Origin of the sequence: Nocardioides palaemonis (assembly GCF_018275325.1) — a bacterium.
Lineage (GTDB): Bacteria > Actinomycetota > Actinomycetes > Propionibacteriales > Nocardioidaceae > Nocardioides > Nocardioides palaemonis.
This window is the reverse complement of the sequence record NZ_JAGVQR010000004.1, coordinates 447481-470551: the sequence shown is the minus strand read 5'-3', so window position 1 is coordinate 470551 and position 23071 is coordinate 447481. Positions and strand designations below refer to the sequence as shown.

Below are 23071 nucleotides of genomic sequence, written 5' to 3'. Positions count from 1 at the left end.
CCCCGTGGTCGCGCCCGACATGGGCAGCGGCGGCGTCTTCGACCTGCTCTGGCTGGTCATCGCCCTGCCGCTGCTCGGCGCGGTCGTGCTGCTCGGCGTCGCGCCGTTCCTCCCGGCGTCGCTGCGCGCCTCGGTCGACAAGCACGGCCACCTCCTCGGCACCGCGATGGCCGCGCTCTCCTTCGTCCTCAGCCTGACGCTGTTCCTCACGCTGCTCGGCCGTGACGCCGAGGAGCGCCAGGTCGGCCAGCACCTGTGGACCTGGTTCGAGACCGGCTCGCTGCGTGTCGGCATGGACCTGCTCTACGACCCGCTCGCGGCGCTGTTCCTGCTGCTGATCACCGGCGTCGGCTCGCTGATCCACGTCTACGCGATCGGCTACATGGAGCACGACGCCCGCCGGCGTCGGTTCTTCGGCTACCTCAACCTCTTCGTGGCCGCGATGCTCACGCTGATCCTCTCGGCCAACTTCGTGGGCCTGTTCCTCGGCTGGGAGGGCGTCGGCCTCGCGTCGTACCTCCTCATCGGCTTCTGGCAGCACAAGCCGTCCGCGGCCGCCGCTGCGAAGAAGGCGTTCGTCATCAACCGCGTCGGTGACATCGGCCTGACGCTGGCGATCGCGCTGATGTTCGCCACCTTCGGCTCCACCGACTTCGGCGCCGTCAGCGAGCTGGCCGGCGACGCCGACCAGGCGACGCTCAACGCGCTCGGCCTGCTGCTCCTCCTCGGCGCCTGCGGCAAGTCGGCCCAGGTGCCGCTCCAGGCGTGGCTGCTCGACGCGATGGAGGGCCCGACCCCGGTGTCGGCGCTCATCCACGCCGCGACCATGGTCACCGCGGGCGTCTACCTCGTGGTCCGCGCCAACTTCATCTACGAGCTCACCCCGGTCGCGCAGACCGCGGTCGTGGTGGTCGCCACCGTCACGCTGCTGTGGGGCGCGATCCTCGGCTGCGCCAAGGACGACATCAAGAAGGCGCTCGCCGGCTCGACGATGAGCCAGATCGGCTACATGATGCTCGCCGCCGGCCTCGGCCCGGTCGGCTACCCGTTCGCGATCTTCCACCTGCTGACCCACGGCTTCTTCAAGGCCAACATGTTCCTCGGGGCCGGGTCGGTCATGCACGGGATGGACGACGACGTCGACATGCGCCACTACGGCGCCCTGCGCACCGCCATGCCGGTCACCTTCCTGACCTTCGCCATGGGCTACCTCGCGATCATCGGGTTCCCGGGCTTCTCGGGCTTCTGGTCCAAGGACCGGATCATCGAGTCCGCGCTGGCCGACAACCTGCTGGTCGGCCTGCTCGCGCTGCTCGGCGCCGGCATCACCGCGTTCTACATGACCCGCCTGATGCTGATGACCTTCTTCGGCGAGAAGCGCTGGGAGTCCGACGTGCACCCGCACGAGTCGTCCAAGGTGATGACGGTCCCGCTGATCGTGCTGGCGGCGCTCTCCGTCCTCGGCGGCGTGCTGCTGCTCGGCGACTGGATCGTGACCTGGCTCGAGCCGGTGACCGGTACCGCCGAGCACCACGAGCCTCCGCTGCCCGCCCTGGTGATCACGCTGATCATCACCGCGGTCGTCGCGGCCGGCGTCGCGACCGCCTGGTTCCTCGTCGGCAAGCCCGAGGTCCCGCGCACCGCGCCGACGGAGGTCTCCTTCGCCACCCGCGCGGCCCGCGCCGACCTCTACGGCGACGCGATCAACGACGCGGTGGTCGTACGCCCCGGCGCGTCGCTGGTCACCGGCCTGACCTCCCTCGACCGCGCCGGCATCGACGGTGCCGTCATGGGCGGCGCAGCGAGTGTCGGCGGGATCTCCCGGACCCTGCGGCGCGTCCAGAACGGCTTCGTCCGCTCCTACGCCCTGTCCCTCCTCGGTGGCGCCCTGCTGGTCGTCCTCGCTCTCCTGGCGGTGAACCTCGGATGATGCTCACAGTTCTGGTCCTGCTGCCGCTGGTCGGCGCGCTCGTGGTCGCCCTCGCGCCCCACGCGCTCGCGCGCACCATCGGCCTGGGCTTCGCGCTCGCCTCCCTGGTCTACGGCCTCGTGGTCGCGAGCCGCTACGACGTCGGCGCCGGCATGCAGCTCACCGAGACCCACACGTGGATCGAGGCGCTCGGCGTGCACTACGCCCTCGGCGTCGACGGCCTCGGCCTGCTGATGGTCCTGCTGACCGTGGCGATCGTGCCGCCGGTGATGCTGGCCTCGTGGCGCGAGTCCGACGAGCCGGGCAACAACGGCGCCCGCGCGTACTTCGCCTGGGTGCTGGCCCTCGAGGCGATGTCGCTCGCCGTCTACACCGCGACCGACGTGCTGCTGTTCTACGTCGTCTTCGAGGCCACGCTGATCCCGGCGTACTTCCTCATCGGTGGCTTCGGTCGTGAGGGCCGCGGCCGCGCCGCCACGAAGTTCCTGATCTACCAGCTCGCCGGCGGCCTGGTGCTGCTCGCGTCGGTCGTCGGTCTCTACGTCGTCTCCGCGAACGCCGGTGCGCCGAGCTTCCTGATCTCCGACCTCGCCGCGCTCGACATCGACCCGACCACGCAGCGCTGGCTGTTCGTCGGCTTCTTCATCGCCTTCGCGATCAAGGCGCCCCTGTTCCCGTTCCACACCTGGTTGGCCGACACCTCCGAGAAGGCGACGCCCAGCACGTCGGTGCTGCTGGTCTGCGTGCTCGACAAGATCGGCACCTTCGGCATGCTGCGCTACTGCCTCGGGCTGCTGCCCGACGCGTCGCAGTGGGCGACGCCGCTGGTCGTCGTGCTGGCGCTGATCTCGATCGTCTACGGCGCGCTCATCGCGATCGGCCAGGACGACGTGCTGCGCCTGATCGGCCTGACCTCGCTGTCGCACTTCGGCTTCATCGTGCTCGGAATCTTCGTCTTCAACGCCACCGGCGGTGCGGGCGCGATCCTCTACATGGTCAACCACGGCATCGCCACCGCGCTGATGTTCCTGGTGGCCGGGTTCCTCATCCACCGCACCGGCACGGCCTCGATCCGCGAGATGGGCGGCGTCGAGAAGCACGCGCCCAAGCTGGCGGGCGCGTTCCTCATCGCCGGACTCGCGGCGTGCGGCCTGCCCGGCCTCTCGCCGTTCGTCTCCGAGGTGATGGTGATCATCGCCGCGTTCGACCACCACTGGCTGGTCGGCTCGGTGGCGGTGCTCGCGATCGTCCTCGCCGCCATCTACGCGCTGTGGATGTACCAGCGCACGATGACCGGGCCCGACCGCGTCGACATGGCGCCGGTCGTCGACCTCGACCGGCGTGAGGTCGGCATCGTGGCGCCCCTGGTGCTCGCGCTCGTGCTGCTCGGCTTCTACCCGATACCGCTGCTCGACGTCATCAATCCCTACGTCCACGACTCGCTCGTCAGCGTGGGCCTCGGCCAGGAGGGTGGTCAGCCGTGACCGAGTTCGTGAAGCCCAGTGTCGAGTACTTCGAGCTCTGGCCCCTGCTGGTCGTCTTCGGCGCCGCGTGCCTCGGCGTGGTGGTCGAGGCGTTCGCGCCGCGTGCGGCCCGCTACCCCGCCCAGGTCGGGCTGTCCCTGGTCGCCCTGGTCACCGCGCTCGTGGGCGTGGTGCTGGTCGCCGGCGACGTGAAGTCCTACGAGGACGGCGCCGCACGCGGCATCCTCGCCGTCGGCGGCACGATCGCCGTCGACGGGCCGAGCCTCTTCATCTGGGGCCTCGTCCTCGCGCTCGCCATCGGTGGCGTGCTGCTCTTCGCGGAGCGTTACCTCGACGGCGGTGCGTCGGCCTTCGCCGGCCAGGCCGCGACGGTCCCCGGCACCGACGCGGAGACCGCGGCCATCGCGGCCCAGCGCGAGCACACCGAGGTCTACCCGCTGCTGCTGTTCGCGGTCTTCGGGATGATGCTGTTCCCGGCCGCCAACGACCTGCTCACGATGTTCGTCGGGCTCGAGGTCCTCAGCCTGCCGCTCTACCTGCTCAGCGGCCTGGCGCGCCGTCGCCGCCTGCTGAGCCAGGAGGCGGCGCTCAAGTACTTCATGCTCGGCGCGTTCTCCTCCGGGTTCTTCCTCTACGGCGCCGCGCTGATCTACGGCTACGCCGGCTCGCTGGACTTCAGCGCGATCAACGAGGCCGTGCGCAACGACGTCGGCAGCTCGACCCTGCTGCTGATCGGCACCGGCCTGCTCTCCGTCGGCCTGCTCTTCAAGGTCGGTGCCGCCCCGTTCCAGGCCTGGACGCCCGACGTCTACCAGGGCGCGCCCACCCCGGTGGTGGCGTTCATGGCGGCCGGCACCAAGGTCGCGGCGTTCGGCGCGCTGCTGCGCCTGTTCTACGTCGCGCTCGGCGCCGACCGGTGGTCGTGGCAGCCGATGATGTGGATCATCGCGATCCTCTCGATGTTCGTCGGCGCGGTGCTCGCCACCACGCAGAGCGACATCAAGCGGCTGCTGGCCTACTCCTCGGTGGCGCACACCGGCTTCCTGCTCGTCGGCGTGGTCGGCCTGCAGGGCTCGGCGCAGCTCGCCGACGGCGAGATCACCTCGCTGCAGGCCGTGCTGTTCTACCTCGCGACCTACGGCTTCGCGACCATCGGCGCGTTCGCGGTCGTCGGCCTGGTCCGCGACGGCGGCGGCGAGACGACGGCCCTCGACCGCTGGGCCGGCCTCGGCAAGGAGTCGCCGGTCGTTGCGGCGGTCTTCGCGTTCTTCCTGCTGGCGCTGGCCGGCATCCCACTGACGGCCGGCTTCGTGGGCAAGCTCGCGGTCTTCTCCGTGGCGCTCGCGGCGGGCGCGTGGCCGGTCGTGGTGGCCGCGATCCTGGCGAGCATCATCGCGGTGTTCCTCTACGTCCGGGTCATCAAGGTCATGTACTTCGACGAGCCGGTCGGCGACGGCCCGAGCGTCGCGTACCCGTCGGTCCTCACCGCCACGACGATCGCCGTCGGCGCCGCGGTGACCCTCGTGCTGGGCATCCTGCCGGGCCCGGTGCTCGACCTGGCCGCGGTTGCGGGAGAATTCATCAGGTGACCGACTCGCCCCTCGCTCTCCCCGTCGTCGACGCCGCTCTCGAGCAGCGGCTCGTCGACCGGCTCGCCCGCATCGACGAGCTGCTCGCCGGGCACTGCCAGGGACGCACGCCCTACGTCACCGAGGCGGCCACCCACCTCATGATGGCCGGCGGCAAGCGGTTCCGGCCGCTGCTGGTGCTGCTCGCCGCGGAGACCGGCCCGCACCCGGAGGCCGAGGAGGTGCACACGGCCGCGTGCGTCGTGGAGCTGACCCACGTGGCGTCGCTCTACCACGACGACGTGATGGACGAGGCCGACCTGCGTCGCGGCGCCGACACGGCCAACGCGCGCTGGGACAACCTCGTCGCGATCCTCACCGGTGACTTCCTCTTCGGCCGCTCGTCCGAGCTCACCGCCGACCTGGGGCCCGACGCGGTGCGGATCCAGGCGCAGACCTTCACCCGGCTGGTCGAGGGCCAGATCCAGGAGACGGTCAAGCCCGGCCCGGGCGAGGATCCGCTGGAGCACTACCTCGACGTCGTCGCCGGCAAGACGGGGTCGCTGATCGCCACCTCGGCGCGCTACGGCGCGATGTTCGGCGGTGCCCGGCCCGAGGTCGTGGAGGCGCTGGCCGCCTACGGCGAGATCGTGGGCTCGGCCTTCCAGCTCTCCGACGACATCCTCGACATCGCCTCGGAGTCGGAGACGTCCGGCAAGACGCCCGGCACCGACCTGCGCGAGGGCGTCCCCACGCTCCCGGTCCTGATGGCGCAGGCCTCCACGGACCCGGCCGACACCCGCCTCCTCGAGCTCCTCGGCCGTCCGCTCACCGACGACGACGAGCACGCCGAGGCGCTGTCGCTGCTGCGCGCGCACCCCGCGATGGACCGCGCGCGCGAGCACGTCCTCGGCCAGGCCGCTCAGGCCAAGAAGCTGCTCGAGGTCCTCGACCCCGGCCCGGTCCGCACCGCGCTGGAGTCGTTCGCCGACGTCGTGGCCACCCGCTCGGCCTGACGTTCGCGCTCAGGCGCTCCCGCGTCGGCCCATGACGACCGTCGCGTCGCCGGTGCCCGGCCCGAGCACGTCCCAGCCCTCCCCGGCGTAGAGCCGACGCGCGGGGTCGTCCGGATCGGCTGTTGTCATCAGCAGCAGCCGGTCGTGGGGGAGGCCCACGAGCAGGGCGCGCAGCAGGGCGCGGCCGGTGCCGAGGCCCCGCGAGCCGGGCAGCACGCCGATGCTGACCACCTCGAAGTGCCCGTCCAGCCAGGTGTCCGCCACGTCCGGCGCGAGCGTCCCGCGGACGTGGTCGGTCCACCACTGACCGGCGCGACCGGTGTAGCCGTAGGCGAACCCGACGGCCCGCCCCGCCTCGTACGCCCGGACCAGCCGGAAACCATCGCGTGCGGTGTGGCGCTCCCACACGACTTCGCGCCAGGTCGCCTCGTCCGGCTGGTCGCCGAAGACCGGGTCGTAGACCGACCACACCTCGGCGCCGTCCGCTTCCGTCGCCCCATCGACCGTCGTCAGCCCCATCACGCCTCCCTGTCCGTCGTGCGAGGACATGCCGGCGGCAGGTCGCCGACGGGTGCTACTACGACCCGGTCCTTCGGGCACGTCCACACGGCACCGTCCGGGGTCGCGCGGGGCTGCAGCGGGTGTGCGTCCGGGTGCCCCGGACACGGAGGCCAGTTCGTCGGCGCCGTGCCCCAGAGCTGGTTCTCGATCGCCCAGTCCTGGACCTGTTCCGCCGCCCAGGCGATGCTTTCCTCGATCGCGGCGGAACGCAGCACCGACACCCCGGCGCCGCTCCCGCCCGCGTCCCACATCATCGCGGCCGGCTGGTCGTCGCCTCCCCAGTCCGAGTCCTCGAAGCGGGGCGCCGCGATGCCGGCGCGAGCCAGGTCGCGCAGCACTGGTGCGAGGGCGTCTGCGAGCACGTCGTCCACGGGTCGAGCCTAGACCGGTTGATCCTTCTGAAGAGCGGCGAAGTCCTCGATCTGCTCGACCACCTCGTGATCGAGTCCGGCGCGGAGGACGCCGGTGTCGTCGACCAGGAACGACTGCGCCCCGCACCAGTCGGACTTCACGATCACCCCGTCGACGATCCAGTGGGTGTTGGCCGCGGCGCCGTCCAGGCTCAGCCGGACGCGCTCTGCCTGCACCGTTGCCCCGTCGAGCAGGGTGGTGGTCTCGACACCCTCGCGGTGCAGCTCGGCTCGTTGCGGTGCTGCCTCGGGCTCGCTCTCGTCGAGCTGGAGCCACGAGGTCGTCTTCTCGCCGTCGCGCAGCAGCTGTGCCACCAGCAGGTGCTCGCCGTAGCCGCCGACGGCACCTGACAGGCCAGGGGCCGGCCTGCCGTCGACGTGCACCGTGCCGCTCGCCTCGCGGGTGCCGACGTGCCGGATGCCGGTCGCTGGGCAGTCGTAGGTGAAGCCGCTCCACCGGCGGGGATCCCCGTCGTGCTCCACGACGTGGTCGACGAGGTAGAGCGGTGCGTCGTCGCCCATCCGGAACACGGTGCGTGTCCGGAGGCGGCGAGGCTCGACGTGGCGAAGGATGGCGCCGCAGCGGCCGGCGTCCCCGTCGACGAAGGCGTGGTAGTCGGTCCGCACTGGTCCCCTCGATGTCCGGCCCGCTCACGTCGGCGGCTCCCGTCTCCTACCGCCGGAGCCGGGGGCGAAACCTCCGAACGTGCCTGTGGCCCCGTCACCGGGTGGGTGGCGGGGTGTGGGGCGGGGTCATGGTCGGCTGTCGCTGGTCTCGTCGTGCTCGTCGGGCTCGTTGGTCGAGGAGGGACGGAGTCCCGTCACGAGACCTGGTGGCCCGATCGTCACCGCGGGTGGGTCGAGGGCGGTGGTGCCGTGGTGGTCGCGGAGGTAGTGGTGGCCGTGGGGGCTGGTCCACTCGAAGACGCCGGGGCGCAGGTGCTCATAGCGCCAGGGGGTGTGGGTCTTGAGGCGGTGGTGTGACCGGCAGAGGGCGGCGAGGTTGGAGGTGGCTGTCGGTCCGGGTTGTGGCCTGCCGTCGGCATCCCCGTCGGCTGCGGCGTCGTGGTCGTACGGGATCACGTGGTCGATGTCGCAGGCCCGGGCGGGGCGGGTGCACCAAGGGAAGACGCAGGTGCGGTCGCGGAGGACGACCTGTTCGCGGATCCGGTCGGGGACGGGGTAGCCGGGGCCGGTGAGCTCGGCGTTGAGGTCGATGACGGGACGGATGGTGACCTTGGTGCGCGAGGTGGCGCACCAGGTCTGGACCTGGTCGAGCAGCGCGAGGCGCTGACCCTTCTCGAGCCTCGCGGTGGGGCCGAACACGGTCTCGACGACCTGACCGGTGTCGTCGGTGAGCAGGTGGGCGTCGAGGTGGACGTGCAGGACGACCTCGCGGGCCGCGGGGAGGGTGTCGCCGGCGGCGGCGGTCGGCGCGGACGGTCCGGTAGGTCCGGTCGGTCCGTTGGGCTCAGTCGGCTCAGTGGGCTCGGATGGCTTGGTGGGCTCGGGCTGCTCGGGCTGCTCGGGCTGCTCGGGCTGGCTGGTGGTCTGGCTCTGGTGGTGGAGGTCGAGGGAGGTCTGGGTGCGGGCGAGGTCGCCGAGCGCGGCGGCGCGTCGGGCGTCGAGGGGTGCGGTGGAGCCGAGGGCCTTGAACACCTCGGCGCGGTGGGCGAGGGCCTGGTCGAGGTCGAGGGCGTCGGCGAGGTCGAGCATCGCCTCCATGCGCATGAGGCCGTCGTAGTGGAGGTGGCGGGAGTCGATGGTGGCGTGGCGGGCGTCGGTGGCGAGGTGGCGGTCGGCGGCGAAGTCGGCGTCGTCCTCGCCGTGGGCGGTGTCGGGTCGAGACGCCGGGTCGAGGTCGTGACGCTTGATGGCTTCGGCGACGAGGCGGTCGAGCTGGGCGGTGCCGACCTTCCCGGCGACGGCCGCGACCTGGGCGTCGACCCACCCGGCGGCGTCGCGGGTGAGGGTGGGGACGGCGTGGATGGTGGTCTCGGCGACGAGCCGGGCGCGCCAGGCGGGGACGTGCCCGGCGTGGACGAGGGCCCAGAGGCGGGGGAGGCGGTGGCGCAGCTCGAGGGCGTGTCCGATGAGCCGTTTCGCGGCGGTGGTGGAGATGCCGAGGACGGCGCCGAGCTCGGGGATGCAGAACTCGGCGACGAGGGGGCAGCCGTCGCCGGCGATGGGCTCGGTCTGCTCGGTGCCGGCGCCGCGGCTGGTGAAGGTGGCGGCGTGGTGGATCGACTCGGGTGGGTGGAGGTCGGCCCAGCGGGCGGCGAGGGCGAGCTGTCGAGCGGCTTCGGCGTGCTCGTGGCGGCGGGAGTCGCGGATCGAGGCGAGCAGCGTCGAGGCGTCGAGGTCGGCCAGGTCGTCGTGTGCGACCTCTTCCTCGGGTCCTGCCAGCGTCTCGCTCATGTGTTCGAGTGTATCGGCGGGCACCGACACCCGACCACCATCGGACGGGGATCTGTGGACAGCCCGGCGACCGGGGTGGGCGGGTCTCGTGACGGGACTTCGTCCCTCCTCGACCACCGGGGGTGGGCGGGTCTCGAACCGTGCCGGGCCTCGACCGAGCCGGGTCTCGTGACGGTCGCTGCGCGACCTCCTCGACCACCGGGGTTGCGCGACCTCCTCGACCACCGGGGTGGCGCGACCTCCTCGCCCAGCGAACGTGGCGGCGGGTCAGCCCTCGAGCTCGTCGGCGTACTGCAGGACGCGGACGAGGACGACGGTGGCGTCGTCGGAGGCGAGCCGGCGCGTGTCGTCGGCGATCAGGTGCAGCCCGGTGACGACCTCCGCCATCGCCAGGCCCACGGCCGTTCCGTCCTCGGCCCCGTCGTCGACCGCCGCGTCGTCGTCGAGGTCGACCCAGGCGCGGTCGAAGAGCTCGCGCAGCTCGGCGGGGACGCGAGATCGGTCGTCGAGGTAGACGTACTCGTGCTCGTCGAAGAGCAGCACGCCGTCGCGGGCGCACCCGAAGCGCTGGTGGGCCTGGATGTTGTCGCGCACCACGGCGGCCGCACGACCGCCGCGGGACAGCGCGACCAGCACCGCGGTCGGCGGGTCGGCGTAGCCGGTGTCCTCGACCGCGAGCACGCCGCCGTCGATCGCGGTCAGCAGGTACGCGCTCCAGGTGAAGGCCTCCGGGTCGAGCTCGTCGGCCGGGACGTCCTCGACGCTCACGCCGCCGAGCGCGTCCACCACCTCGGCGACCGTGGCACCCGCCGCGACCAGCACGGTCCCGCCGTCGCCGTGGAAGGTGGCGGCCGTCTCGTCCAGCAGGGCCTCGTAGTGCGCGACCGGGTCGTCCATGGCCGAGAGCCTAGGGGCGCCGGACGGGCCGGGGCGTGGCTTCGGCCGGAGAGGGGATGGGGAACGAGATGCATCCGATCGGCGGCGTTTCGGCTGCACCTGGTTCCCCAGCAACGCGAAGCCTGGTCGCGGGTCTCGTGACGGTCGCTGCGCGACGTCCTCGATCAGCAGGGCGCGACCTCCTCGACCAGCGGGCGTGCCCCTGGGCCAGCTGCGGTCAGACGGCGCTGGCCCGCGCGACGAGGCGCAGCTGGCGGCGTCGGTGGTGGAGCGCCTCGACGGTGAAGACGACTAGCGCGACCCAGACGAGGGAGAAGCCGATCCAGCGGCTGGCAGGCATGTCCTCGTGGAAGACGACCAGGCCGAGGACGAACTGGATGGTCGGCGCGAGGTACTGCAGGAGGCCGAGCGACACCATCGACACCCGGATCGCCGCGGCGCCGAAGAGCATCAGCGGGACTGCGGTGATGATGCCGGTGGTGGTGATGAGCAGGGCGTGGCCGAGGCCGTGCGACCCGAAGTTGGACCGCCCCGCCTCGCTCAGCCACAGCACGTACGCCAGCGCGACCGGCGCCATGACCAGCGTCTCGAGGGTGATCGACTCCACTGCCTCGACCGCGGCCTGCTTCTTGAGCAGGCCGTAGGTGCCGAACGAGAACGCCAGCACCAGCGCCACCCACGGCGGCCGGCCGTAGTCGATGGTCAGCAGCGCGACGGCGACGAAGGCCACCCCCATCGCGACCCACTGCAGGCGACGCAGCCGCTCGCCCAGCACGAGCACGCCCATCAGCACCGTCACGAGCGGGTTGATGAAGTAGCCGAGCGAGGTCTCCACGACGCGGTCGTTGTTGACGCCCCAGATGTAGCCGCCCCAGTTGACGGTGATGACCACCGCGGCGGCCGCGAGCAGCAGCACCTTGCGCCGCTGGCCGAGCAGCGCGCGGAAGGCGTCGACCCGGCGCCACACGACGAGGACCAGCACCATGGTGAGGACCGACCACAGGATGCGGTGCGCGAGGAGCTCGACGGCGCCGGCCGGCTCGAGGACGGTCCAGTAGAGGGGGAAGACACCCCAGAGCGTGTACGCCGACGCGCCCAGGAGCAGTCCGCGGCGGGAGTCTGGCACTCCGGAAGTCTAGGTGGGCACGTTCCCCTACGATGGGGGCGTCCCGGGGTTGGGACCCCGGGTCATTCGTCACTGTCTCTCGAGGGGGAGTTCCATCATGCGGATGTTCCGCGCCGTCCTGGCAGCGCTCGTCGCCGCCGTTCTCGTCATGGGTGCCCTGAGCACCTCCGCCAGCGCCGGCTCGGCGCCCAAGCGCGTGCTCGACGAGAGGCCGCCCAAGCAGGTCACCTATAAGGCGTTCAAGCTCAAGGGCGTCGTCAGCGAGCCCCAGGCCGACGGCACGCTCCTGCCCTACGCCAACCAGAAGGTGAAGATCCTCAAGAAGGCGTGCGCGAAGTGCAAGTGGAAGGTCGCCAAGAAGATCAAGACCGACGCCTCGGGCACGTACAAGACGAAGCTCTACGCGCCCGAGAAGGGCCGCTGGAAGTGGCGCACCAAGATCGACCACTCCAACGGCTACGGCAACACCAAGGGCAAGGTCTGGACGCTCTACTTCGACTGAGACGCCGACGCGTCTGACCGGTCGCGCGACCGGTCAGACGATCGTCCAGGTGTCACCGCCGCCGATCAGCGCCGCCAGCCGTGCGGAGCGGTCGGCGGCGTCGTCGTTCCCGGCCGGTGCGGCGGCCGCGACCTGCTCGCGCGCGCCGTCGTCGTACGTGGGCCGCTCGACCTGGCGGAAGATGCCGATCGGCGACTGGTCGAGGTAGTCGGCCGCGGTGAGGCGCGAGATCGCGAACGCCGTCGACGGGTCCGGGTCGTGCGCGTCGTGGACGAGGACGTCCGCGGCGTCGACGTCGGCGGTCGCGACCACCTCGATCGCGCCGGAGCGCGGGTTGCGGACCAGCGCCTTCGAGCCCCGCCCGTCCTCGAGCGTCGCGCCGAACGTGACCGGCTCGCCGTGCACGAGCGGGATGATCGCGTCGGCCTTGGTGTCCGGCGACTTGATCGCGTCGAAGGCGCCGTCGTTGAAGATCGGGCAGTTCTGGTAGATCTCGACCAGCGACGTCCCGCGGTGGGCGGCCGCCGCGGCGAGCACCGACGTGAGGTGCTTGCGGTCGGAGTCGATGGTGCGGGCCACGAAGCTCGCCTCCGCGCCGAGCGCGAGCGAGACCGGGTTGAACGGGTGGTCGAGCGAGCCCATCGGCGTCGACTTGGTGATCTTGCCGGTCTCCGACGTGGGGGAGTACTGGCCCTTGGTGAGGCCGTAGATCCGGTTGTTGAACAGCAGGATCGTCATGTTCACGTTGCGGCGCAGCGCGTGGATCAGGTGGTTGCCACCGATCGAGAGGGCGTCGCCGTCACCGGTGACGACCCACACCGACAGGTCCTCGCGGGCCGTGGCGATGCCGGTGGCGATCGACGGGGCCCGCCCGTGGATCGAGTGCATGCCGTAGGTGTCGAGGTAGTACGGGAAGCGCGAGGAGCAGCCGATGCCGGAGACGAACACGATGTTCTCGCGACGCAGCCCGAGGTCGGGCAGGAACGACTGGACCGCCTTGAGCACGGCGTAGTCACCGCAGCCCGGGCACCAGCGCACCTCCTGGTCGGACGTGAAGTCCTTGCCGGTCTGCTTCTCGTCGGTCGCCGGGACGAGCTCGGTGCCGGAGCGCAGGCCCGGGAGGCCGAGGTCGGTGGTCATCAGATGTGCTCCTTCTGGGTCGGCTCGCCCCACACGCCGAGCTCGATGTCGACGCCCTCCGCCTGGCCGACCAGCTCCGCGATCGCGTGGGCGAGCTCGGTGGCCTTGAGCGGGAGGCCGCGGACGTGGTTGTAGCCGACGGCGTCGACGAGGTACTTCGCGCGCAGCAGCAGCGAGAGCTGGCCGAGGTTCATCTCGGGCACGAGCACCTTGTCGTAGCCCTTCAGCACCTCGCCGAGGTTGGACGGGAACGGATTGAGATGGCGCAGGTGGGCCTGCGCGACGTGGTAGCCGGCCTTGCGGACGCGGCGTACGCCCGCGCCGATCGGACCGTAGGTCGAGCCCCAGCCCAGGACCAGCACCTTGGCCTCGCCGGACGGGTCGTCGACCTCGACCGGGGGGATCGAGTCGGCGATCCGGTCGACCTTGGCCTGGCGGGTGCGGACCATGAAGTCGTGGTTGGCCGGGTCGTAGGAGATGTTGCCGTGGCCGTCGCCCTTCTCGAGGCCGCCGATGCGGTGCTCGAGCCCGGGGGTCCCGGGGATCGCCCACGGACGGGCCAGCGTGGCCTCGTCGCGCAGGTAGGGCCAGAACTCGGCGTCGTCCCCGGATCCGTGGTTCTTCTCGGTGGCGAAGCCCGGGTCGATCTCGGGGAGCTCGTCGATCGCCGGCACCCGCCACGGCTCGGAGCCGTTGGCGAGGTAGCCGTCGGAGAGCAGCAGCACGGGCGTGCGGTAGGTGACCGCGATCCGGGTCGCCTCGACCGCGGCGGCGAAGCAGTCACCGGGGGACTGCGGCGCGACGATCGGCACCGGCGCCTCGCCGTTGCGGCCGAACATCGCCTGCAGCAGGTCGGCCTGCTCGGTCTTGGTGGGCAGGCCGGTCGACGGGCCGCCGCGCTGGACGTCGACCACGACGAGCGGGAGCTCGGTCATCACGGCCAGGCCGATCGCCTCGGACTTCAGCGCGACGCCGGGGCCCGAGGTGGAGGTCACGCCGAGGTGGCCGGCATAGGACGCGCCGATCGCGGCGCCGACGCCGGCGATCTCGTCCTCGGCCTGGAAGGTTGTGACGCCGAACGACTTGTGCTTCGACAGCTCGTGGAGGATGTCGGAGGCCGGGGTGATCGGGTAGGTCCCGAGGAACACCGGCAGCCCGGACTGCACGCCGCCCGCGACCAGGCCGTAGGCCAGCGCGAGGTTGCCGGTGATGTTGCGGTAGGTCCCGGGCGGGAGCGTGGCCGGCTTGACCTCGTACTGGACCGCGAAGGCCTCGGTGGTCTCGCCGAAGTTCCACCCCGCCTTGAACGCCGCGATGTTGGCGTCGCGGATGTCGGGCACCTTGGCGAAGCGCTTGGCGAGGAACGTCGTCGTCGGGTCGGTCGGGCGGCCGTACATCCACGACAGCAGGCCGAGGGCGAACATGTTCTTCGCGCGGGAGGCGTCCTTGCGCGAGAGGCCGAACTCCTTGACCGCCTCGACCGTCATGCCGGTGAGGTCGACGGTGTGCAGGGCGTACTCGGCGAGCGAGTCGTTGTCGAGCGGGTTCTCCACGTAGCCGGCCTTGGCCAGGTTGCGCGCGGTGAAGTCGTGGGTGTCGACGATGATCGTGGCGCCCTTGTGCAGGTCGCCGAGGTTGGCGCGCAGCGCGGCGGGGTTCATCGCGACCAGCACGTCGGGGGCGTCGCCGGCGGTGAGGATGTCGTGGTCGGCGAAGTGGACCTGGAACGACGAGACGCCGGGCAGGGTGCCCTGGGGCGCCCGGATCTCGGCCGGGAAGTTCGGCAGGGTGACCAGGTCGTTGCCGAACGCGGCCGTCTCCTGCGTGAACCGGTCTCCGGTCAGCTGCATGCCGTCGCCGGAGTCTCCCGCGAACCGGATGATGACGCGGTCGAGCTGCTTGACCTGCTTCTCGGGGGCTACCACAAGCGTCAACGATAGCCGCCGACCCCGCGCCGACCGGCCGTCGCCTGCGAAGTGGGACGGGTCCCCGCGTGAGGTGTGACGAGGGTCATGTGGCGGTCGAGCGACCCCGGGTGCGGGAGACGACGTTCCAGTATGCGAGACAACCGGGGACCAACTCTTCCGGCGCGCCGAGAGCCCCTCGGGCGCACTGACCTGCGGATTTGTTAGATCCACTTACGAACTACCGGGACGTCATTAGTAAGGTCACCTTCCTAACCTCTTGTGACCGCTGTCACACCGGTCCTAGGTTCGGCTGCGGGCCGCGTCGTGCGCCCGTCGTCCACTCGGGAGGATCCATGTCGTTCACGCATCTCCGACGTCTCGTCGGACCACTCGTCGCGCTGGTCGCGACGCTCGCGCTGCTGCCGCTCGCCGCGGCCGGCACGGGCGGCGTCGCCGCCGCGGCCGCCGCCAGTTGCACCGCTCCGACGTGGAGCGCGACCGCCGTCTACACCGCGGGCATGCAGGTCACCCACTCCGGACGCACCTACCGGGCGAAGTGGTGGACCCAGAACGAGGTCCCGGGCACCACGGGTGAGTGGGGGGTGTGGGAGGACCTGGGCGCCTGCGACTCCACCACGCCCACCGACCCGCCGGCCACCACGCCTCCGACCACGCCTCCGACCACGCCCCCGACGACGCCGCCTGCCTCCGGTGGCAAGAAGGTGATCGGCTACTTCACCAACTGGGGCACCTATGCCCGCAACTTCCACGCCAAGGATCTCGACACCTCCGGCTCGGCCGCGAAGCTGACCCACCTGCTCTACGCCTTCGGCAACGTGCAGAACGGCCGGTGCACCATCGGCGACTCCTACGCTGACCACGACAAGGCCTACACCGCCGCCCAGAGCGTCGACGGTGTCGCCGACACCTGGGACCAGTCGCTACGGGGCAACTTCAACCAGCTGCGCAAGCTCAAGGCGAAGTACCCGCACCTCAAGATCATCTGGTCCTTCGGAGGCTGGACCTGGTCGGGCGGCTTCGGGCAGGCCGCCCAGGACCCGCAGGCCTTCGCCCAGTCGTGCCGTGCCCTCGTCGAGGACCCGCGGTGGGCCGACGTGTTCGACGGCATCGACATCGACTGGGAGTACCCCAACGCCTGTGGCCTGTCCTGCGACACCAGCGGGACCCAGGCGTTCCCCCGGCTGATGCAGGCGCTGCGCGGGGCGTTCGGCACCGACCTGGTGACAGCCGCCATCACCGCCGACGGCACGGCGGGCGGCAAGATCGAGAAGGGTGGCTACGGGCAGGCGGCGCAGTACGTCGACTGGTACATGCCGATGACCTACGACTACTTCGGCGCCTTCAACGCCCAGGGCCCGACCGCCCCGCACTCGCCGCTGACGTCGTACGCCGGCATCCCGACGCAGGGCTTCGACGCGAGCACCGCGATCGCGAAACTGCAGTCGCTCGGCATCCCGTCCTCCAAGCTGCTACTGGGCCTCGGGTTCTACGGCCGCGGCTGGTCGGGCGTCACGCAGTCCGCGCCCGGGGGCTCGGCCACCGGGCCTGCGCCCGGCACCTACGAGCAGGGCATCGAGGACTACAAGGTGCTCAAGCAGCGGTGCCCCGCCACCGGGACCGTCGGCGGCACGGCCTACGCCAGGTGTGGCGACCAGTGGTGGAGCTACGACACCCCGGCGACGATCGCGTCCAAGATGGCCTGGGCCACGCAGCAGGGACTCGCCGGCGCCTTCTTCTGGGAGCTGTCCGGCGACACGTCCAACGGTGAGCTGATCTCCGCGGTGAGCAGCGGCCTGGCCGGCTGATCCGGGCGCGCCCCTCGGGAGGGCGGTCCGGCGCGCGCCGGGGGTGGGACACCACCCCCGGCGCGTCGTCGTGACGCGCGACACGCCAGATCGGTCCAGACAATGTCACTGACGTCAATAAAGTCATGTATGTTGCTCGACATTGCTCACCGATCACGAAAGTCGAGTACCCCCCATGCAGATCCGTTCACGTGCCGCCGTAGCGGTCGCCATCGCCGGAGCGTTGGCTCTCTCCTCCTGCTCCGCTGACGCGGATTCGGGAGACGGCGAGGGCGGGACCAACCTCTCCCTCGTGGGCTTCTCCGTCATGGAGACCCCCAACGACGCCGCGTTCGCCGCGTTCGAGAAGACCGACGCCGGCAAGGACGTCACCTTCGACGGCCCCGCCTACGGTGCGTCGGGCGACATGAGCCGCGGCGTGGCCGACGGCCAGGACGCCGACCTGGTCCACTTCTCCCTCGAGCCCGACATGACCCGCCTGGTCGACGCCGGCATCGTCGCGGACGACTGGAAGGACAACGACACCAACGGGATCTGCACCCAGTCGGTCGTCGTGATGGTCGTGCCGAAGGGCAACCCGAAGAAGATCGACAGCTGGGACGACCTGGTCAAGGACGACATCTCGATCGTCACGCCCAACCCGGCCTCGTCGGGCTCGGCCAAGTGGAACCTGCTCGCCGCCTACGGCTCGGTCATCGCCGACGGTGGCAGCGAGGACGACGCCGCGTCCTACATGAAGGACTTCTTCGACCACGTCTCGGCGCTCCCGGACTCCGGTCGTGACGCCACCACCGCGTTCACCCAGGGCCAGGGCGACGTCCTGCTGTCCTACGAGAACGAGGCCATCCTGGCCCGCCAGAACGGCGAGGACTTCGACTACGTCGTCCCCGACACCACGCTGCTCATCGAGAACCCGTGCGCGGTGACCGAGGACGCCCCGTCACAGGCCCAGGACTTCCTGGACTTCCAGCGCTCGGAGGAGGGCCAGAAGCTCTACGCCGGCTTCGGCTTCCGCCCGCTGGTGGACGTCGGCGCCGTGGACGTCGAGGGTGCCCTCGACCCCGCGAACGCCTTCCCCGAGCCCGCCACCGAGCTCACCATCGACGGTGACTTCAACGGCTGGGGCGAGGCCAACGACAAGTTCTTCGGCGACGGCGAGGACGGCAACACCCTCGGCATCATCACCGAGATCCAGTCCGGCTCCGGGGTGGGCGGCTGATCGTGGCCACCACGACCCTCACGGCCGGCCGGCCGGCGCGCACGCGCCGGTCGGCCCGGCCGGGTGCGCTGAACGCGAGCGCCAGTCTCGGCCTGGGGGTCGGGCTGCTCTGGTTCAGCCTCCTCGTCCTGATCCCCCTCTCCGCCGTGGTCGTCGAGGCCTCCGGCGGCGGGTGGGGCACCTACAAGGCCGCGCTGACGAACAGCCAGACGGTCAACGCCCTCCAGCTGACCATCGGCGTCGCGGCCCTCACGACCGTCATCAACATGGTGATGGGCACGCTCATCGCCTGGGTGCTGGTCCGTGACCGCTTCTGGGGCAAGCGCGTCCTCGACCTGGTCATCGACATCCCCTTCGCGATGCCCACGATCGTCGCCGGCCTCGTCCTGCTCGCCCTCTACGGCAGCCAGGGCCCGCTCGGCGTCGAGTTCGAGAACACCCGCAAGGCCGTGTTCCTCGCGATCGCCTTCGTCACGCTGCCCTTCATCGTCCGCACGGTCCAGCCCGTGCTGGAGGAGATGGAGACCGACGTCGAGGACGCCGCCGCGTCCCTGGGCGCCAGCCGCTTCACGGTGCTGCGCCGGATCGTGATCCCCACGCTCGTCCCCGCGATCTTCGCCGGCGCCGCCCTCTCGTTCGCGCGCGGCATCAGCGAGTACGGCTCCCTGGTGCTGCTGTCGGGCAACCTGCCCAACCGCACCGAGGTGACGTCCTACCGCATGGCCTCCCTGCTCGAGGGCGGCAACCGTCCGGCGGCCGCCGCCCTGGCGACGATCATGCTGCTGGTCGCCCTGCTCGCGATCGTGGTCCTCGACGTGACCCAGCGAAGGCTGGCCCGCCGTGGCTAGCGTGAGCTCCGCGGTGGGAAACCGCTCCCGGACCCTCACATGGGTGCTGCGGCTGGTCGTCGTGGCGTACCTCTTCCTGCTGATCGCGTGGCCGACCGGCCTGATCGCGAAGAACACCTTCGCCGACGGCTTCGGCGGCATGGAGCGCGCGCTGTCCGACCCCGACGTCACCCACGCCCTGTGGCTGACGCTGCGGGTCTCGGTCATCGCCGTGGCGATCAACCTGGTCTTCGGTGTCGGCATGTCGCTGCTGCTCGTGCGCTACGAGTTCCCCGGCAAGCGGGTGCTGTCGGCGCTGATCGACCTGCCGCTGTCGGTCTCGCCGGTCGTCGTCGGCCTGGCGCTCGTGCTGGTCTACAACCCGCGCTACGGCTGGCTCGGGGAGGGCCTGCACGAGCGGGGCATCGACATCGTGTTCGCCACGCCCGGCATCATCATGGCCACCTGCTTCGTGGTCCTGCCGCTGATCATCCGCGAGGTCGTCCCGGTCCTCGAGGAGCTCGGCGACGAGCAGGAGCAGGCCGCCCGCAGCCTGGGCGCCAACGGCGTGCAGACCTTCTGGCGGGTCACCCTGCCCGGCATCAAGTGGGCGATCGTCTACGGCGTGGTGCTGAGCCTGGCCCGCTCGCTGGGCGAGTTCGGCGCGGTCAAGATCGTCGCCGGTCGCAGCATCGGCGACATGGAGACCGCCACCCTCCTCGTGCAGCGCGAGTACCAGAACTTCCACGAGGACGTCGCCTACTCGGTGTCGCTCCTCCTCGTCGTGGCGTCCGTCCTGTGCCTGGTCGTCGTCGCGATCCTGCGACCCAGCGAGGCGTCGCACCACGAACCGATCAAGGAGAAGAAGTGAGCATCGAGGTCCGCAACCTGAACAAGAGGTTCGGTGACTTCGTCGCCCTCGACGACGTCAGCGTCTCGCTGCCCTCCGGGCAGCTCACCGCCCTGCTCGGGCCGTCCGGTGGCGGCAAGTCGACCCTGCTGCGCATCATCGCCGGGCTCGACTCCGCCGACTCCGGCACGGTGTCCATCGAGGGCACGGAGGCCACGCACCTGCCTCCGCAGAAGCGCAACGTCGGCTTCGTCTTCCAGCACTACGCGGTGTTCAAGCACATGACCGTGGCGAAGAACGTCGCGTTCGGCCTGGAGATCCGCAAGAAGCCCAAGGCGCAGGTCGCCGAGCGGGTCGACGAGCTGCTCAAGCTCGTGCACCTCTCGCAGTTCGGGCACCGGATGCCGTCGCAGCTCTCCGGCGGCCAGCGCCAGCGCATGGCCCTCGCCCGTGCGCTCGCCGTCGAGCCGAGCGTGCTGCTGCTCGACGAGCCGTTCGGCGCGCTCGACGCCAAGGTCCGCAAGGAGCTGCGCGACTGGCTGCGACGCCTCCACGACGAGGTCCCGGTGACGACCGTGTTCGTGACCCACGACCAGGAGGAGGCGATGGAGGTCGCCGACGAGATCGTGGTGATCAACGAGGGGCGCGTCGAGCAGGTCGGCACCCCCGACGAGCTCTACGAGACGCCGGCCAACGACTTCGTGATGTCGTTCCTGGGCGACGTGACCCAGCTCGGCGGCGTGGCCCTGCGCCCGCACGACGTCGACGTGTCGACGACCCCGGTCCTCGCCGGCTCCACCGAGGGCACCGTCTCGCGCCTGCTCAAGGTGGGCTTCGAGGTCCGGCTCAACGTGCTGACCGTGGCCGGCGACGACGTGCACGTCGTGCTCTCCCGCGCCGAGGCCCGTTCGCTGGCGCTCGAGGAGGGCAGCACGGTGTGGGTCACCGCGGCTCCCGGGGCGGCCGTCGTGCCGTCGATGCACGCGGTCGGGTGACCGACGCCCCATCCCGAAGTGGGTGCTGCCCTCAGGCAGCACCCACTAGGGTGCGTTGGTGACCACCGCTCCCGCCGCCCCGGCGACCGCCGCCACCGAGCGGCTCTGGGCCGCGGTCGAGACCTATGACGGCGAGGTCGCCGACACCACCCTCGCCGACATGCTGTGGCAGCGTTCGCTCGCCGACGCCATCACCACGGTGGTCCTGCCGTTCCTCGAGGAGCTGGGCGACCGCTGGGAGGAGGGCCGGCTGTCCGTCGCCCACGAGCACTTCGTCAGCAACCTGCTGCGCCGCTGGCTCTGGGCGTTCGCGGGCCGGCCCACGCCCGAGGGAGCCGTGACCGACGGCCCGGTGGTGCTGCTCGCCTGCCCGCCGGGGGAGCGCCACGACCTGGTCCTGCTGAGCTTCTCGCTGCTGCTCGGCGAGGGCGGCGCCCGTACGCGCTACCTCGGCGCGGACACCCCGATGCCCGCGATCGTCGCGGCCGCCCGGGCCGCTCGGGCCGACGCCGTGGTGCTGGCCGCCACCCGCGACACCGCGTTCACCGCGGAGTCGACCGCCATCTCGCGGCTCGCGGTCGAGCACCCGGTGTTCGTCGCCGGCCGCGGCGCGTCGCAGAACGTCGCCGAGTCGCTGCACGCCCACCTGATGCCGCACGACCCGGTCGCCGCGGTGTCCTACCTGACGACGGTCCTCGCGAGGTAGGTCGGCGGCGCCGGGTCGGCGTCGGTGAGCGTGGGGTCCAGCGGTGCGGCTCAGCGGTAGTTGGTGAATCGCGCATCGAGTGAGGGACGTGGACGGGTGCGTTGGCTACACGCCTCTGACCTGCACCGGAGACGTTGGTGCAGTTGGTCGCGGATAGTCGCGACTGGACCTCTTGCGGACTCGCTGCGGACTGGGTCCTACCGGCGCTTCTTCCTCGCCTCGCTCAGCGGCGTGCGCTTCGGCATCGCATAGACCATCTCCTCGTCAGCGTCGGGAAGGCCGTCGTACCACTCATCCAGTGCAGCCTCGCGGATGAGAAATGGTGACCGTGGTGATTCGCTGAGTCGCTTCGCTCGCATCCGTCCGCTGCGGACCGCCTCGCGGATGGTGTCTTCGGACACGCGCATCCGCTCGGCGGCCTCGGCGACCAGGTAGTACGGGCCACGACCGGTCACTCGATGCGGCCGGTCTCGCGGGCCCACGTCTCAATGTCGGAGCGCAGCCAGATCTGACCCATGGCGAGCACGTCATAGGGCCTCGGGAAGCCGTCGGTCTTGGCGAGCTGCTGGACGCGCTGGCGGGTGACGTCGAGTAGGGCAGCGATCTCAGTCGCACCCATGAGGTGTTCTGGCATGCGTCGGACGGTACCTCTTGCCAAACTGCAAGGGCAAGGTCTAGCGTCTTGTCAACATGCAAGCGGCCCCGACCGGTGCTGGAACACCGGCCAGGGCCTAGGAACCGATGCCCCAAGGAGGCACCGAACCATGGCTACATCATCGCAGCCGGCGACCGCGCCGGCATCCGTAATCTCCGCAGACTGCCCCGAGTGGTGCACGCTTCCGCCGGGCCACGACCCCGCCGAGACGCCCAACCGGATCCACTATGCGCCCTCCCCGGCGAGCCTGCACCTGAGCTGGTTCCCCAACGCCGACCGAGCAGGTGGCCTCGACCGGCAGTGGTACGCCGAGGTGATCAGCATGGAGATGTACGAGGACACGCCGAGAGGCCTCGCAGCTGAGCTTCGGCGGAGCGCGGCCGACCTTGTCGCCGCCGCCGAGTGGCTCGAGGCTCGGTCGTGAGGCGGCGCAGCATGGAGCGCCTTCACCTCGGCGACCAGGTCGCCGCGATCCTGCGGGACGCGCCGGCTCCGATGTCGATCGTCGACCTGGGGCACCTCCTCGCCTTCACGTTCGTCGAGGGCTGTCAGTCCGGCTACTACGGGTGCTGCGAGAGCGAGCTCGGCCGCGATCGGATGGACAGCATGGGCGCGATCCACTACGAGTGCCTGGGCGACGGACTCGATTTGTGGACGCGTCGACCCGGGTGTGCGACTGAGACGGTGCGCAGCGAGCTCGACAGGATGCTCCGGGCCGGGATCGTGACGCGCTCCAAGCCCGGACGCCTGGTGCTGTGGGAGTGGGCCGGCGAGAGCGTCGACATGACCGCCTTCGAGCGCACTCTCGGGTGCGCGTAGGTCAGGCTGCGTGCATGAGCGACCGCATCTGGCACACCACGACGACCGCCGCCGCGGTGGCTGACCGCCATCGAGACACGATCCTGAAGGTCGTCGAGTCCGGCGAACTGCACGGCATCCAGCGCAAGCCGAAGGGCCGCTGGCGGATCCACCGCGACTGCCTCGAGGCGTGGATGTTCGGGCGGCTGTGCGAGCACCAGGACAAAGGCTAGTGT

General features: G+C 70.9%; 23 protein-coding genes. 13 read left to right on the top strand and 10 right to left on the bottom strand.

What is annotated here, in order from left to right; all coding sequences use genetic code 11:
- Positions 1 to 19 precede the first annotated feature (19 nt).
- The 4 genes from nuoL to KDN32_RS17885 are packed head-to-tail and all read left to right on the top strand — an operon-like array spanning position 20 to position 5998.
- Entirely contained in the window at positions 20 to 1930 is a 1911-nt protein-coding gene (gene nuoL / locus KDN32_RS17900) for an NADH-quinone oxidoreductase subunit L (RefSeq protein WP_211734971.1), read from the top strand.
- Positions 1930 to 3414 carry an NADH-quinone oxidoreductase subunit M gene (locus KDN32_RS17895; protein ID WP_211733604.1) on the top strand — a complete coding sequence of 495 codons (1485 nt, stop codon included), beginning with the start codon at positions 1930 to 1932 and terminating at the stop codon, positions 3412 to 3414. The genes nuoL and KDN32_RS17895 overlap by 1 nt, the downstream gene beginning before the upstream one ends.
- Positions 3411 to 5003: an NADH-quinone oxidoreductase subunit NuoN gene (gene nuoN, locus KDN32_RS17890; RefSeq protein WP_211733603.1), complete on the top strand. Its 1593-nt coding sequence runs from the start codon at positions 3411 to 3413 to the stop codon at positions 5001 to 5003. The genes KDN32_RS17895 and nuoN overlap by 4 nt, the downstream gene beginning before the upstream one ends.
- Positions 5000 to 5998 (top strand): polyprenyl synthetase family protein, encoded by a 999-nt coding sequence (locus KDN32_RS17885; RefSeq protein ID WP_211733602.1) that lies wholly within the window; start codon positions 5000 to 5002, stop codon positions 5996 to 5998. The genes nuoN and KDN32_RS17885 overlap by 4 nt, the downstream gene beginning before the upstream one ends.
- A 9-nt stretch (positions 5999 to 6007) precedes the next feature.
- On the opposite strand, the gene KDN32_RS17880 is transcribed toward KDN32_RS17885, so the two are convergent.
- The 6 genes from KDN32_RS17880 to rarD all read right to left on the bottom strand — a co-directional run bounded on the left by KDN32_RS17880 (position 6008) and on the right by rarD (position 11410).
- A complete protein-coding gene (locus KDN32_RS17880) occupies positions 6008 to 6517 on the bottom strand; it encodes a GNAT family N-acetyltransferase (RefSeq protein ID WP_211733601.1) in 510 nt (169 codons plus the stop codon).
- On the bottom strand, positions 6517 to 6930 hold the full coding sequence (locus KDN32_RS17875; RefSeq protein WP_211733600.1) for a hypothetical protein: 414 nt from the start codon (positions 6928 to 6930) through the stop codon (positions 6517 to 6519). The genes KDN32_RS17880 and KDN32_RS17875 overlap by 1 nt, the downstream gene beginning before the upstream one ends.
- Before the next feature lie 9 nt (positions 6931 to 6939).
- The gene (locus KDN32_RS17870; RefSeq protein ID WP_211733599.1) at positions 6940 to 7491 is read right to left on the bottom strand and encodes a hypothetical protein; all 552 of its coding nucleotides are present in this window, start codon (positions 7489 to 7491) and stop codon (positions 6940 to 6942) included.
- A gap of 231 nt (positions 7492 to 7722) precedes the next feature.
- Positions 7723 to 9387: an HNH endonuclease signature motif containing protein gene (locus tag KDN32_RS17865; RefSeq protein ID WP_211733598.1), complete on the bottom strand. Its 1665-nt coding sequence runs from the start codon at positions 9385 to 9387 to the stop codon at positions 7723 to 7725.
- A 267-nt stretch (positions 9388 to 9654) separates the two neighbouring features.
- A complete protein-coding gene (locus tag KDN32_RS17860; RefSeq protein ID WP_211733597.1) occupies positions 9655 to 10284 on the bottom strand; it encodes a DUF6461 domain-containing protein in 630 nt (209 codons plus the stop codon).
- A gap of 217 nt (positions 10285 to 10501) precedes the next feature.
- Positions 10502 to 11410, bottom strand: coding sequence for an EamA family transporter RarD (gene rarD, locus KDN32_RS17855; RefSeq protein ID WP_211733596.1), 909 nt, complete (start codon positions 11408 to 11410; stop codon positions 10502 to 10504).
- 103 nt (positions 11411 to 11513) lie between these two features.
- Here rarD and KDN32_RS17850 point away from each other — a divergent pair, with 103 nt between their 5' ends.
- Positions 11514 to 11912: a hypothetical protein gene (locus KDN32_RS17850; protein ID WP_211733595.1), complete on the top strand. Its 399-nt coding sequence runs from the start codon at positions 11514 to 11516 to the stop codon at positions 11910 to 11912.
- Between the two features lie 33 nt (positions 11913 to 11945).
- On the opposite strand, the gene KDN32_RS17845 is transcribed toward KDN32_RS17850, so the two are convergent.
- Both KDN32_RS17845 and KDN32_RS17840 read right to left on the bottom strand, forming a co-directional pair.
- Positions 11946 to 13052 carry a 2-oxoacid:ferredoxin oxidoreductase subunit beta gene (locus KDN32_RS17845; RefSeq protein ID WP_211733594.1) on the bottom strand — a complete coding sequence of 369 codons (1107 nt, stop codon included), beginning with the start codon at positions 13050 to 13052 and terminating at the stop codon, positions 11946 to 11948.
- Positions 13052 to 14977 carry a 2-oxoacid:acceptor oxidoreductase subunit alpha gene (locus tag KDN32_RS17840; RefSeq protein ID WP_307854198.1) on the bottom strand — a complete coding sequence of 642 codons (1926 nt, stop codon included), beginning with the start codon at positions 14975 to 14977 and terminating at the stop codon, positions 13052 to 13054. The genes KDN32_RS17845 and KDN32_RS17840 overlap by 1 nt, the downstream gene beginning before the upstream one ends.
- A 335-nt stretch (positions 14978 to 15312) precedes the next feature.
- On the opposite strand from KDN32_RS17840, the gene KDN32_RS17835 reads away from it, so the two are divergent.
- The 6 genes from KDN32_RS17835 to KDN32_RS17810 all read left to right on the top strand — a co-directional run bounded on the left by KDN32_RS17835 (position 15313) and on the right by KDN32_RS17810 (position 21382).
- The gene (locus tag KDN32_RS17835; protein ID WP_249217255.1) at positions 15313 to 16785 is read left to right on the top strand and encodes a glycosyl hydrolase family 18 protein; all 1473 of its coding nucleotides are present in this window, start codon (positions 15313 to 15315) and stop codon (positions 16783 to 16785) included.
- 292 nt (positions 16786 to 17077) lie between these two features.
- Entirely contained in the window at positions 17078 to 18004 is a 927-nt protein-coding gene (locus tag KDN32_RS17830; protein WP_307854197.1) for a sulfate ABC transporter substrate-binding protein, read from the top strand.
- 2 nt (positions 18005 to 18006) lie between these two features.
- Positions 18007 to 18852 (top strand): sulfate ABC transporter permease subunit CysT, encoded by an 846-nt coding sequence (gene cysT, locus KDN32_RS17825; protein ID WP_307854196.1) that lies wholly within the window; start codon positions 18007 to 18009, stop codon positions 18850 to 18852.
- A 13-nt stretch (positions 18853 to 18865) separates the two neighbouring features.
- Positions 18866 to 19702 carry a sulfate ABC transporter permease gene (locus tag KDN32_RS17820; protein WP_307854195.1) on the top strand — a complete coding sequence of 279 codons (837 nt, stop codon included), beginning with the start codon at positions 18866 to 18868 and terminating at the stop codon, positions 19700 to 19702.
- Positions 19699 to 20676 carry a sulfate/molybdate ABC transporter ATP-binding protein gene (locus KDN32_RS17815; RefSeq protein WP_211733591.1) on the top strand — a complete coding sequence of 326 codons (978 nt, stop codon included), beginning with the start codon at positions 19699 to 19701 and terminating at the stop codon, positions 20674 to 20676. The genes KDN32_RS17820 and KDN32_RS17815 overlap by 4 nt, the downstream gene beginning before the upstream one ends.
- A 58-nt stretch (positions 20677 to 20734) precedes the next feature.
- Positions 20735 to 21382 carry a cobalamin B12-binding domain-containing protein gene (locus KDN32_RS17810; protein ID WP_211733590.1) on the top strand — a complete coding sequence of 216 codons (648 nt, stop codon included), beginning with the start codon at positions 20735 to 20737 and terminating at the stop codon, positions 21380 to 21382.
- Between the two features lie 197 nt (positions 21383 to 21579).
- Here the strand turns inward: KDN32_RS17810 and KDN32_RS17805 are convergent, their stop codons facing one another.
- The gene (locus KDN32_RS17805) at positions 21580 to 21837 is read right to left on the bottom strand and encodes an excisionase family DNA-binding protein (protein WP_307854194.1); all 258 of its coding nucleotides are present in this window, start codon (positions 21835 to 21837) and stop codon (positions 21580 to 21582) included.
- The gene (locus tag KDN32_RS17800) at positions 21834 to 22016 is read right to left on the bottom strand and encodes a DNA-binding protein (RefSeq protein ID WP_211733588.1); all 183 of its coding nucleotides are present in this window, start codon (positions 22014 to 22016) and stop codon (positions 21834 to 21836) included. Before KDN32_RS17800 ends, KDN32_RS17805 begins: the two co-directional genes overlap by 4 nt.
- Before the next feature lie 456 nt (positions 22017 to 22472).
- On the opposite strand from KDN32_RS17800, the gene KDN32_RS17795 reads away from it, so the two are divergent.
- On the top strand, positions 22473 to 22856 hold the full coding sequence (locus tag KDN32_RS17795; protein WP_211733587.1) for a hypothetical protein: 384 nt from the start codon (positions 22473 to 22475) through the stop codon (positions 22854 to 22856).
- Positions 22857 to 22870: 14 nt separating this feature from the next.
- A complete protein-coding gene (locus tag KDN32_RS17790) occupies positions 22871 to 23068 on the top strand; it encodes a helix-turn-helix domain-containing protein (RefSeq protein ID WP_211733586.1) in 198 nt (65 codons plus the stop codon).
- The last annotated feature ends 3 nt before the right edge of the window (positions 23069 to 23071 follow it).